We start from the raw sequence: 12418 nt of genomic DNA, 5'->3' as shown, positions 1-12418 counted from the left end.
TTTACCGGGCGGTCGCGGTCACCGTGCGACAGGCTTTGCAGACGATGCCGCGCCCGACATTGCCCTTGCCCTTCACCGCTTCGCCGGCGACCGTGGTGACGCGGCGCGCAGGTGCGCCCTGCGCGGCGGCCAGTCGTGCCGCCACGAGCGGCGCGGCAAAGGAGGTGCCGCGCACCTTGCCATAGCCCTTGCCGGGCAGCGCGGCGACCATGTCGGCGCCGGGCCCGGCGAAGTCCAGATGCCTGGCGCGCCCCGCCTCGAGCAGCGCCCGGTCCCGCCCATCGACCCCGGTGACGGCGATCACGCCGGGATAGGAAGCCGGATACATGGGCGGCGCGGCAGGCCCGTCATTGCCCACCGCCGCAACGATCGTCACGCCGCGCTGCTGCGCTAGCGCCACGGCGCGGGCCAGCAACTGATTGGGCGGGCCGACCAGCGAAACAGTGATGACCGGCGCGCCACTCTTGACCAGCCAGCCCAGCGCCTGCGCAATCAACTCTGCCGATCCGGCAGCGGGATTGCCGCCATAGACATCCGCCGCCAGCAATACCCGCCCCGTGGCGGCGCCCTTGAACGCGCCGTCCTGGCCGACCAGCAGCGAGGCGATGGCCGTGCCATGGCCGCTGCCCTTGGGCCCGCCCGCCGCAAAGCCGCGTTGGCGGATCGATGCCCCAGCCAGCGCAGGATGGGTCGCGACGCCACCGTCGATCATGCCGATGGGCGCATCGCTGGCGGCCCCGCTCTCGCCGGCTGCTGCTGCGCCGTCCGCCGCCTCCAGCGCGCCGCCGGCAGGCTCGAAGACATGGTTGAGATCGAACACGCCCTCCGGCGCGAGCTTGCGGGCGCGCTCCAGTGCCTTGCGCGCCGTCTCGCCGCGCGGCACGCCGAGCACATGGGTGCGCAGACCCAGTTCCGCGATCGTCTCCGTCCGCAATGTCTCGAAGCCCGCTGCCTTGAGGCGCGCGAGCAGATCAGGGGACGCATCAAGCGCAATGATCTCTCCCCGCCGCACCGGCTGGCCGTCGGCATCCGCCTCCAGCACATCGCGGTTGGCGCGGATCAGTGCATCGAGCCGGGCGCGGCGCAAATCACGCAGGGACACCCGGTCCAGCGTATCGGCCGCACGGACGCTGAGCGTGTCCACCGCGCCGCCGATGGTCGCGGGCGCATCACGCAAGAGCGGATCGACCACGCCGCCGGCGATCTGGCCGGGAAGCTGGCCCGGAAGCTGACCGAGATTGCCCGGCAGAAGCTGCGCCTGCGCACTTGCGCCGAGCAGAGCGGCGATCAGGAGAATTGCGGTTGATTGTCGCGCCATGGTCGGTCCTTATCATTTTTTCTCAAGCTTTGGATGAAACGCTCGTGCCGCGTCGTTTCATCCACAAGAGCTGAAAGGAATTGGCTTGGACGGGTTCGAGGAAGGCCTCACTGCCATGTTGCCGCGCCTGCGCCGGTTCGCACATGGGCTGTCGCACAGCGCCGCCGACGCGGACGATCTGGCGCAGATCGCGGTGGAGCGCGCCTTGCGGTCCCGCAGCCAGTGGCAGGCCGGCACACGCCTCGATTCCTGGCTCTACCGGATCACGCGCAACGCCTGGATCGATACGGCGCGCGCACGAAATCGAGAGGCCGCGCGCCTGCTGCCAGAAGAAGCCGGCGAGCAGGTGGGGGAAGACCCCCGGCCCGGCCTCGAAGCCCGGCTGGACCTCGACCGGATGATGGCAGCCATGACCCGGCTGCCGGACGACCAGCGCGAGGCTGTCGCGCTCGTGCTGATCGAAGGCTGCGGCTATCGAGAGGCCGCGGAGATATTGGAGATACCCGTCGGCACGCTGTCGAGCCGGCTGGTGCGTGGACGCAATGCGCTGCTGGCGCTTGTGGGCGAAGGATGAGCAGATGACGGACCCAAGGATCGGCCCCATGATCGACGACGAAACGCTCTATGCCTGGCTCGATGGCGAACTGCCCGAGGATGAGGCCAAGCGCGTCGCCGCACTCGTCGCCGCCAATCCCGCGCTGGGCGAGAAGCTGGAAGCCCAGCGCCGGTTGCAGGCGGGCCTGCGCGCAGCGTTCGATCCTGTTGCCGCTGCCCCGGTGCCGGCGGGCATGGCCGCAATCGCAACGAGCGAGGGGGCTGTGCAAGGCCTGGCCGAAGCGCGTGCGCGACGCACAAGCCGTGCGGGCTTTGGCCTGCCGCAATGGGCGGCCGTCGCGGCGGCACTGGTGGCGGGGTTCGTCGGGGCGCAGATGCTGCCAAAGGACGGCGCGACCGCTCAGGACGGGCTGGTCGCAAGCGCAGAGCTAACCGAGGCACTCGACACCCAGCTTGCCAGCGCCGGGGATGCCGATGGCGCCGCCGCGCCGGTCAGGGTGCGCCTCACCTTCAAGGATGGCAAAGGCGACATTTGCCGCAGCTTCGATACCGCCAGCACCGCCGGCGTCGCCTGTCGGGACCAGGACGGCTGGGCCGTCCGCGCGCTGGTCAGCCATCCCCGCCAGACCGAGGGAAGCTATCGCATGGCGACCAGCGGCAATGCCGCCATCATTGCCTATGTGGACGCCCAGATCAGCGGCGATCCGCTGGATGCGGCGGCGGAAAAGCAGGCCATGGCGAAAGGGTGGAAGAAATAGTGCTGCAGCGCAGGCCGGTGGATAAAAAAGGTGATCTTGCTGCGCCAATCGGCCCGAGTTGCCACCCTTGATAGCCCGACTCTGGGGCGGCGCCGTCCCAGTTTACCTGGGACGCACACCTCTCACCGACCGGCCCACCCCGCGAGTTGCCCCATATTGCCGGCTCAGCTTTTCCCGCCCTCCGAAACAGCCTTGGCAATAGCGGCCTGATTGGCACCGCTGAATTCATCGCGTCGCTCGTGGACCCAGTTGAAGGACCGTTCCCGTTGGGCATTGGCCCGGTTAAACCGCGGCATGACGTAGCGCATCATGAGCTCATAGGACCGCTTGGTCGCTTCGAAATCCATCCAGTTGGTCCCGGTCATCGTAATATAACCGAAGCCACCCGTCTTTTCCCACAAGGCCTCGAGATATTCGACGGCATCGTCTGGCGTGCCGATCAACCCGCCACGCGCCGCGATGATGCGCTCCGGATCGGATCCGGCTTTGGCGCGCGTATCCGCATAGCTTTTCGGGTTGAGCGCTTCGAGATAAGCCAGCCAAGGCTCGAGCCCGAAACGCATGGCCGCAGCGGCATCCGCGCGGCTCTCGGCCAAGTGGAAGGAAACCACGACACGAAGATTATCGCGATTGAGTTGATTGCCGTGGGCGCTGCCGGCTTCTTCCGCCAGCTTCCATGCCGCAGCAACATCGCCGCCGCCATGAGTGAGGATGCCTAGACCGTATTTGCCTGCCAGGCGCGATCCGATCGGCGTCTTGGAGGTCACGACCGCCATTTCGGGACGACGGAAGCTATAAGGCGCCATTTGGAGGCTCGCCTCCCGCAGCGAGAACCAGTCGCTATCGTGATCAACGACTTCGCCATCCAGCAACCGGACGATCACATCCAAGCCTTCGACCAGCCTCTCACGCTGCTGTTCCGGCTTGATGTTCAACATGTGCGCATCGGACACCAGCATGCCGGGACCAAAGCCGAACATGGCCCGACCGCGTGTCTGATGATCGAGCTGCAGGATGCGATCCGCAATCATGTAAGGGTGATGATAGGGCACCGAGATCACCCCGGCGCCGAGCTTGATCCTCGAGGTCCGTTCCGCCGCAGCCGCGATGAACAGCTCTGGCGAGCCATATATTTGCATGCCACCGGAATGATGCTCGCCCATCCACAATTCGGCGAAACCGAGATGCTCCAGCCAGTCCACAAGCTCGAAATCCCGACGCATGCAGAGCGCTACGTCCTCATCGTTGCCGTGATGTGGGGGCAGGAATACGCCTGCACGAACGTTGCGCCTCTCATACATGGGTTTTCTCCCGCAAATCTTATCGTCACGGCCCGACTATCAACGCAATAATTAAAACACAATAGAAATTATTATTTCGCGAGACTCGCGAATGGTGATCGCTCAGACAGCGAGCGAACCGAGCGCGGGAAAAACGGCTCATCGCACGTGGAATACAGGCCTTAATATACCGTCTTTTCCGTGTCATATCCCGAGTGAAGGGAAGTTGACAGATGACGCAAAAACGGCACCCTTCTCCAGCGCTCATAGCTTCACATCGTTTTTTATATATATCTATAAATAAGTTGTTTCGGCCCCAATGATCGGTTAGGAGGATGGCGTTTCTCGCCAAGCCCAACCAGGGCTGGACGACGTCAAGAGACCAAAAAACTCGGCGCGCCATATGCGGCCGAAGCTGACTGGAGGGAGGATTATGAAGACACTCGGGAAAGTTGCCGCTTTCACGCCACCGCGCGGAACATGGAAGGCAACCACCGCACTCGTGACCAGCATTTTCCTGAGCCTACCGAGCGCTGCGAATGCGTCGGAAGGTGGCCAGCCCGATAGCATGGCGGCTCTTCCTCAGGCCAGCACACAAGCCAGCGCGCCGGAAAGCGCCAATAGCACCGACATCATCGTAACCGGATCTCGCGCCGCCGCGGCCGGCTTTTCTGCACCATCGGCCGTGTCAGTCATCGGCGCCGATATCGTCGATCAGCAGTCGCCGATCAGCATTGCTGAAGTGCTGCAGCAGGAGCCGGCTTTCAAGGCCACGCGCTCGGTCGGCGGAAACGCGAACAACTTTGCGAGCCCGGGGCAGGCGACGGCGGATCTTCGGGGGCTTGGCGGGCAGCGGACCCTCGTGCTCGTCGATGGGTCACGGGTTGTGCCCCAGGCATCTTCGGTCACGACCGGATCACCCGTCGCGACGGACCTCAACGTCATTCCAACGAACATGATTGAAAGGGTCGAAGTCGTCACGGGCGGCGCGTCCGCACAATATGGATCGGATGCTGTTGCAGGCGTGGTCAACATTCTTCTCAAGAAGAAGATGACCGGCATCGAGCTGTCCGCCCAGACCGGCATTTCGCAGCAAGGCGACAATTTCCGCTACAAGCTCGGCGCCGTGGGAGGCTTGTCGTTCGGGGACGGCCGGGGGAACATCGTCGTGGCGGTCGAGAAAGCCCGCAGTGACGAGATTCAGGACATTTATCGCCGCGATTGGGGACGCCGCGAGGAGATGATCGTCACCAACAGGGCCTATCTGACCAATGGCCTGCCCGCCAATATCGTGGCCGACGGCGTGCGCAATTCCAACAGCATCGGCGGCCGCATCATCGGCCCTGCCAACTTCAGCCTGCGCAACTATACCTTCAATGATGATGGCACCATCCGGCCCTATCAGGTCGGCAGTGTCGACGATGGCACCAATCAGATTGGCGGCGAGGGTCTTAGCCGGTCGAAGGGGTCGAGCCTGATCCCCGGCATCGAGCGCTTTGTCGTTCACGCCCTCAGCAGTTTCGAAGTCTCGCCTGCTCTTAATATCACCCTGTCCGGGGGCTATTCAGAGACGCTAGGCCTGTTCACCGGCGGCCTGCCGAACTTTGCGTCCTTTACGATCCGCAACGACAATGCCTTCCTGCCGCAAGCGGTCAAGAATGCCATGGCTGCGCAGGGGCTGACCAGCATCACCGTCGCCAAGGGTGTCTATGATGTCGGGAACATCAATTTCCGGGTAAAGAACAAGACGCCGCACGGCACGATTGGCGTCGAGGGCGACCTCGGCAATTCGTGGCACTATGATGCCCATTATTCCTATGGCGAAAACCAGTTCCGCAGCGACTTCAGCAATAACTTCTCACCCGCCTTCTGGAATCTGGCAGTGGATGCTGTCGCGGCTCCGGGCGGCGGGATCGTCTGCCGGTCGACCCTCGCCGGGCAGCCTGCCAATCCCCTCGCCGCTGGCTGTGTTCCAGTCAACATCTTCGGGCCGAATGCCGTCAGCACCCAAACGCCGGCCGCGCTCGCTTATGTGAACCGCTCCGATTATCACGAGGTGATCTACAAGCAGCACGCCGCGAGCATCAACATGCGTGGCGAGCCGTTTTCCACCTGGGCTGCGCCCGTCGCGGTCGCCTTTGGTGGTGAGTATCGCCAGGAGTCGCAGGTTCTGACGGCCGGTCCGCTCGCGACAGCCGGTCGGTTTGCGATCGGCAATGTCGCGCCCTTCTCCGGCAAGTTCAATGTCAAGGAAGGCTATGTCGAGGCAATCGTGCCGCTGGCCAGGGACCTGTCTTTCGCGCGCAATCTCGATCTCAATGGCGCCATTCGCTATGCCGATTACAGCACCGCCGGGGGCCAGACGACCTGGAAGGTGGGCGGCGTATATGAGCCCATCCAGGGGCTGCGTTTTCGCGTGACACGCTCGAAGGACATCCGTGCAGCGGCGATCTACGAACTGTTCTCGCCCGGCTCTTTCGTGAACGTGCCTTTGACGGTGAATGGGGTCACGGCCGTCATTCCGCAGAACCGCACGGTGGGGAATCCCGATCTGAGGCCTGAGAAGGCCGACACGCTTACCCTAGGCGTCGTCGTGCAACCCGCGAGCCTGCCCGGGCTGCGCATGTCACTCGACTATTATCTCATCGACCTGAAGGATGCGATCGACTCGATCACGGCCGCCAATATCGGCAATGCCTGCTCGGCGGGCGATGCCCAGGCGTGTGGCTACATCACCTTCAGCGGCGCAACGCCGACGCGCCTCGTCGCGCCTGTCCAGAATATTTCGCAGTTCAAGACGAGCGGACTGGACATGGCACTCTCTTACCAGGTCAGTCTTGGCGGCGGCGTGTCCATGAGCACGCGTTTCACCGGAACCTACGCCTTGCGGTCCTACATCAATGGCATCGACCGGTCGGGCGAGAACGGGATGGGCAGCCTCGGCTCACAGCCACGCTTCCGGGGAAATCTCACGCAGACATTCAGCACCGATGCGGTCTCGCTGTCAGCGCAGCTCCTGTACATCAGCAAGGGCAAGAACGATAACCAGTTCGACACGATCCCTGCGCTGACCATCAATGAGAATGACATCCCGGCGGCCGCTTACGTCAATCTGTTCTCGACGATCCGCGTGGCGGGCAATTTCGAGCTGTCCGCCAGCGTCTCCAATCTCCTCGACAAGGATCCTCCGTCCAGTCCCTATGCGACGCAGAGCCAGCCGGTGAACGGCCAGCTCTACGACAAGATCGGACGCGTGTTCGAGGTAGGGGCGAAGGTTCGCTTCTGACGATCGGGCGGGCCAGTGCGGCGAGCGCGCTGGTCCGTTCCACGGAAGTCTCTGCTGCTTCAAATGCCCTGACGAGGCGAACTGCTCGCCACCGCCATGGCGACCCGTTCCGTTGGCCGGTTCAGCGGTGCATGGACCCGCCTTTCCAGACCTCCTGCTCTCACGCGGTAAATACGATCATCCGGCAGTAATAGGGGCGCCCAGGCTGACGTAGGAACCGTTCGCGTACACCAGCGGGCTGACCTCATCAGTGAGGAACACGTCTTCGACACGGCCGATCACAATGTGATGCGTGCCATAGTCCAGAGCCTGCTCATAGCGACAGAAAAAGCTCGCCTGCGCATCTTCCAACCGGGGACAGCCATCTGCAGCCGTGCCCCACTTTCCCGTGGCGAACCTCTCTTCCCCTCGCGCTTTGCCGGCGCAAGCTGCCGATATGTCAGCATGGTCGCTATGCAGAATATTCACGCAGAAGTCGGCGCCTTCAGAGAGCGGCAGGTACAAGCTCGCCGAGCGATTGACGCAGATGAGCAGCGATGGGGGATCCATGCTGAGTTCGCTCACCGCGGTCGCGGCCATCGCGTAGCGGATGCCATTATGGCGACAGGTGATCACGACGACGGCTTTGGCCAGACGCCGCAGCCCCTCGCGCAAGCTGATGGCCACGGGGGAGAGTTCGGTCATGTCATTTGCTCCGTCACGCGGCCTCACGCTCTGTCTGGCGGCGGTGGATGATAAGGTCTTCGATTGAGCCAATGCAGAGCCCGTGCCGATCGGCGAAGCGGATGAGGTCGGGCAGACGCGCCATTGTGCCATCATCGTTGAGGATCTCGCAGATCACGCCTGCGGGCTTCAGCCCGGCCAGCCTTGCCATGTCGACCGCTGCCTCTGTGTGACCAGGTCGCGTGAGGACGCCACCGGGCTGCGCGACGAGCGGGAAGATATGGCCTGGCGAGACGAGGTCGGGCGGCCCGCACTTGTCGTCGATCGCCACGGCGATGGTCCGCGCGCGGTCATGGGCCGAGATGCCGGTCGTCACGCCCTCGGCAGCTTCGATCGACACCGTGAAAGCCGTGCCGTGCGGCGCGTTGTTTGTTGCGACCATTGGCTGCAGATCCAGATCCTCCGCGCGAGCCGCAGTGAGGGCGAGGCAAATCAAACCGCGGCCATAACGGGCCATGAAGTTGATTTCCGCGGCCGTTGCAAATTCGGCTGCAATAACGAGATCACCTTCATTCTCTCGGTCTTCCGAATCCACGAGGATGATAGGCCTGCCCGCACGAAGCGCGCCAACCAGTTCATGGATGGGCGAGAGCGGGGACAGCGGTCCGTCCACGACCGGACGTGGATATTCTGCCTCAAGCATCGCGCAGGGCCACGACCGGGATCAGCAGGTGGGAGTCATGCTCGCCCCCGGTGTGGATGTGGTGCATGCCGCGATTGACCGTGTCTTCGTGCCGCATGTAGAGCATCGGCTTGGGATATTGATAAATGTCCCGCCCCTTGATCCTGATCCGCAGCACGTCGCCGGCCCTGAAGAGCGTGCCGGAGGGCAGGATCTCAATCTGCGCTTCGACAATCTCTCCCGGCGTGACCTTCCACTCAGAGGTGTTGGTGAGCACGGGCTGAAATTCGGTCGAGCATTCGGAGTCCAATTCACGCCGCGAGAGGCGCAACCAGCCATAGGCGGCAGCGCCGTCCTCAAACACAGCCCAGTGAATGAAGCCTACCTTCTCGCCATCTTCGACCTTTTCGACCGCGACAAATACGTCCATGTCATCGGCGCCTTCGGTGGAGACCATGAGCTTGAGCTTCATATGCCCGACGAGCGCGCAGTCTTCCTCGAACCCATAGTCGAAGGTCGCCTCTGCCGCGCCATCGAGCGGATCATAGCTCGCAATTGCTTCGGCCGGGGCTGGCTTGTCGCTCATGTGTCCGGTCGCTGCGTCAAGATACAACCGCCGGTATTGGGTGTTCTCCACGGGCCATTGCTCTGACTGCTTCATGATTGCCGAGCCAGCCCTGTCCCGCACGTGGAGTCTGACCGGCGGCCAGGTGCCTATTTCGTTCGATACGCCCTTCAGGATGTGATCGAAGAATGCTGTCTGGCGCGCGATGGACGTGGGTTCGTAATAATAGCCCCATTTCTTGCTACCATGAACCTCGAGCCACTTGCGCGGAGAGGCGATTTTCTTGAAGCCTTCCAGGGTGCCACGCGTATGCACGCCGTGGTCGCTCCAGCTCGCGACCACATAGGCCGGGACGTCGATCCGGCTAAAATCGGGCACCTTCGATTTCCAGTACTCGTCGAAGAACGGATGCTCGGCGGTCAACGCCCAGAGATCCTCCACCATGGCATCCGAGGCGCCCCAACGCACCTGGATGTGCGGCCAGAAATGCGTCTCTGGGATGCCTCCGTGGCGCACGATCTCGTTGAAGGTGTCCGACCAGCCCTCCCAAGGATTGATCGCCGCCAGATGGGGCGGGTTAAGTGCGGCCACGTTCCACTGCGACGAGGAGAGGTAGGATACGCCTGACAGGCCTACGCGCCCGTTGCTCCATGGCTGCGTGCCAGCCCATTCGATGAGATCATAATGAGCTTCGCCTTCCTTGCACGAGAAATAGCTTGCTGTGGTTTCCGCATACCAAGTTCCGGGGATGTCGGCGGTAATCACCGCATAGCCCTGGCCGTTCCAGTAGACGGGATCCGGGGCCTCGAAAATGGTGAGGTCCGACTGCCACTCCGCCTTCACGCCGGATGTCGGATAGAGCGTCGCAAGCGGCGCCGGGTCGTGCTTGCCATAGGGGGTCCAGGCGACCAGAACAGGGATCGGGCCCGTCAGGTCCGCTGGCAGAAAGAGGTCGATCCAGAGCGGCTTGCCTTCCCGGGTCGGCACCGCAATGTCCCGCTCGATGCGGATGCGATCGCGGAAGGAAAGCTCGTGCTGGCGGGGGCGCCCTCCACGAAATTGCGGTGTATTGGGCGGCCGCCTCAGTCTTTCCCGATAATCGCCCATCCTCTCGCTCTCCACTGACCAATTGGCATGCGCCTCATAACCGGGGCTGGGATTAATTTCAATACGATTAGAATTTATTCCGAACGTGATGTAGGCCGCCGTTCCCATCCTGCCGGCCTTTCGCGTAAACTGCGCGTCCGTAGAAAATGACAAGGGGACCGGCTATGGCTATGAACGCCCCGTATCGCGGGATGTCTGCCGGACTCACTGGTTGGTGTGTAAGCGGATCATGCGCAGGCAGAGTTTTCAAGGTGTCGGATAAATCCGATGCCCTTTCCAGGGTGGTTAAGATGGGCCGGAAGAAGGCGGAGAGCCAAAACAGCAGCGAGGGTGCCGAAGCGAAGGGCGCGCGACCGGCCAAAAAGCGCTCGATCGGCCGTCCATCCGGGCAGCGTGGTATCGGTAAGAAGCTGTTGATCGACAAGACTGTCGAACTCCTGCGCCATGTGCCGCCCGAAAAGCTGTCCCTGTCCATGGCGGCCCGCAATGCGGGGGTGCACCTCACCCTCTTCAAATATTATTTCACAGACCGCACCCGGCTGCTGGTCGACGTCGCGCGAACCTTGGCCGTCTCTTTGGGCGACGGCCTCGCCCAGACCGAAGCGGGATCCCTGCCGGCCGTCGAGCGGATAAAGATCAGAATCGACACGATGGTCGACTTCTTTTTCGTCAATCCTTTCTATCACCGACTCATGACCGAGATTATCGCCGACGAGACCGATCCGCTCGCGGCTGAGCTGATCGCTTTGTGGGTGGGGAAGACGCTCGATATCTATCGCGACATCATCGACAAGGGCGTGGCGGAAGGGTCGTTGCGGAAGGTCGATCCCTATTTCACATTTTTCGCGATCATGGGGCTGTGCGAGCAATATCAGCACGCATCCCGCTTCGTCGAGCAAGGCAATTTGGCAGCAGGCGGCGCCACTCATTCCGACGTGGCGGCAGAATATAAGGCCTTCGTCTATCAGCTCATGCTGAGTGGAATTGCGCTCGAGCCCGCCCGCACGGGCTGAGCCTCACGGCAGCATTACTTCATCGGTGTTCGATGACGTTCCACCAGTGGGAGCGAGCGATGCCGCTTATCCTGAGCATGAACATCCGCACGACGGCCGGGGTGGTACATATTTATAGCATCCTATAAAAAACTTTTCTTCTCATTTTGCGCGTGATAGGGAGCCCAAAACCAGGAGGATTGTGATGTCTGTTACGACGGTCGATGAGCAAGCGAATGCCTCACGCCAGCGCCCTTTTGCCGGCCAGGAATATGGCCGGGTCCCTGACGGCACCTATCTCAAGAACTGGAATCCGATCATGCTGGCCTCGGAGCTGGTGCAGGGAAAGATCGTCGGGAAGGATTTTCTCGGGACGCGCATCATCGTCTACCGCAACGAGCAGGGTGAGCCTGTCGTGCAGAGCGCCTACTGCCCCCATGTCGGCGCCGACCTGTCCGGCGGGGAAATAGTCGATGGCAAGGTGCGCTGCCCCTATCATCACTGGAAGTTCGCTGCCGATGGCCGATGCGCTGAAATTCCAGGCGAGACGATTATTCCCGGCGCCGCGAGGATCTACAATTATCCCGCTGCCGAGCGCTGGGGCATGATCTGGGCATTCAACGGAGAAGAGCCGCTCTATCCCCTTCCCGAGATGCCGAACCTTAGGGAAGACGAGCTGGTCTACCGTGCGTTTCACAGAGGGCAGCGAGAGATCGAAGGCTGGATTGGCTCTTCGAATCTGGTGGACTTCCAGCATCTGTCCACCGTGCACGGCATCCCCGACCCAAACCCGGTCAGCGTGGTGTTCGAGGACTATCTCATTACCGTCCGGCAGGAATCCGTGACGCGGATCGCCGATACGCAGCTGTGGGGCGCGACCTGGCTTACCGCGCATATGCAGTTTCCCAATGGCAGCGAGCGCTTGTTCATGGCCGGGAGTTCGCAGGTTGCGCCCGGCTGGTCCGACGCGTTCTTCGTCGTCGCCATGCGTCGGTCCGATGCGGAGAAGATGGGCGACCAGGCCGCGCAGGAAGAGTTGGATAACCGCATCGCCTATATGCACAAGCTATATGCGGAGGATGAGCCGATCCTCTTCAAGCTCCGTTTCCGGGGCTATGGCAAAAGCGCGCTCCTGAGGGCCGACAAATATTTCGGCCAGTTTCTCCAGTATCTCGAGAAATATCCCCGCTCCGCGCCCTTCGACGTCTGAGG

Annotated in this window: 10 protein-coding genes; 5 read left to right on the top strand and 5 right to left on the bottom strand. The window is 62.4% G+C overall.

From position 1 onward, the window contains the following. Position 1: 1 nt before the first annotated feature. Positions 2-1318, bottom strand: coding sequence for a S8 family serine peptidase (locus tag M2341_RS04170; RefSeq protein ID WP_264584333.1), 1317 nt, complete (start codon positions 1316-1318; stop codon positions 2-4). A gap of 115 nt (positions 1319-1433) precedes the next feature. On the opposite strand from M2341_RS04170, the gene M2341_RS04165 reads away from it, so the two are divergent. Together M2341_RS04165 and M2341_RS04160 are read left to right on the top strand one after the other, a co-directional pair. Then, entirely contained in the window at positions 1434-1892 is a 459-nt protein-coding gene (locus M2341_RS04165) for an RNA polymerase sigma factor (protein ID WP_264572366.1), read from the top strand. A 28-nt stretch (positions 1893-1920) separates the two neighbouring features. Next, entirely contained in the window at positions 1921-2631 is a 711-nt protein-coding gene (locus tag M2341_RS04160; protein ID WP_264584332.1) for an anti-sigma factor family protein, read from the top strand. A gap of 164 nt (positions 2632-2795) precedes the next feature. On the opposite strand, the gene M2341_RS04155 is transcribed toward M2341_RS04160, so the two are convergent. Further along, the gene (locus M2341_RS04155) at positions 2796-3932 is read right to left on the bottom strand and encodes an LLM class flavin-dependent oxidoreductase (protein WP_181558785.1); all 1137 of its coding nucleotides are present in this window, start codon (positions 3930-3932) and stop codon (positions 2796-2798) included. Between the two features lie 412 nt (positions 3933-4344). Between M2341_RS04155 and M2341_RS04150 the strand changes: the two genes are divergently transcribed. After that, complete coding sequence (locus tag M2341_RS04150) at positions 4345-7197, top strand: TonB-dependent receptor domain-containing protein (RefSeq protein WP_264584331.1); 2853 nt, start codon at positions 4345-4347, stop codon at positions 7195-7197. A gap of 177 nt (positions 7198-7374) precedes the next feature. Here the strand turns inward: M2341_RS04150 and M2341_RS04145 are convergent, their stop codons facing one another. Genes M2341_RS04145 through M2341_RS04135 form a run of 3 tightly spaced genes read right to left on the bottom strand, consistent with a single transcriptional unit; the run spans position 7375 to position 10322 of the window. After that, entirely contained in the window at positions 7375-7881 is a 507-nt protein-coding gene (locus M2341_RS04145; RefSeq protein ID WP_264584330.1) for a flavin reductase family protein, read from the bottom strand. A gap of 13 nt (positions 7882-7894) precedes the next feature. Next, positions 7895-8563, bottom strand: a complete 669-nt coding sequence (gene ribB, locus M2341_RS04140; protein ID WP_319801038.1) for a 3,4-dihydroxy-2-butanone-4-phosphate synthase — start codon at positions 8561-8563, stop codon at positions 7895-7897. Continuing rightward, the gene (locus M2341_RS04135) at positions 8556-10322 is read right to left on the bottom strand and encodes a CocE/NonD family hydrolase (RefSeq protein WP_264584329.1); all 1767 of its coding nucleotides are present in this window, start codon (positions 10320-10322) and stop codon (positions 8556-8558) included. The genes ribB and M2341_RS04135 overlap by 8 nt, the downstream gene beginning before the upstream one ends. Positions 10323-10378: 56 nt before the next feature. Between M2341_RS04135 and M2341_RS04130 the strand changes: the two genes are divergently transcribed. Together M2341_RS04130 and M2341_RS04125 are read left to right on the top strand one after the other, a co-directional pair. Further along, positions 10379-11227 (top strand): TetR/AcrR family transcriptional regulator, encoded by an 849-nt coding sequence (locus M2341_RS04130; RefSeq protein WP_264584328.1) that lies wholly within the window; start codon positions 10379-10381, stop codon positions 11225-11227. A 184-nt stretch (positions 11228-11411) separates the two neighbouring features. Next, on the top strand, positions 11412-12416 hold the full coding sequence (locus tag M2341_RS04125; RefSeq protein ID WP_264584327.1) for a Rieske 2Fe-2S domain-containing protein: 1005 nt from the start codon (positions 11412-11414) through the stop codon (positions 12414-12416). The last annotated feature ends 2 nt before the right edge of the window (positions 12417-12418 follow it).

Origin of the sequence: Sphingobium sp. B7D2B (genome assembly GCF_025961895.1) — a bacterium.
Taxonomy (GTDB): domain Bacteria; phylum Pseudomonadota; class Alphaproteobacteria; order Sphingomonadales; family Sphingomonadaceae; genus Sphingobium.
This window is presented reverse-complemented; position numbering and strand designations above follow the sequence as displayed.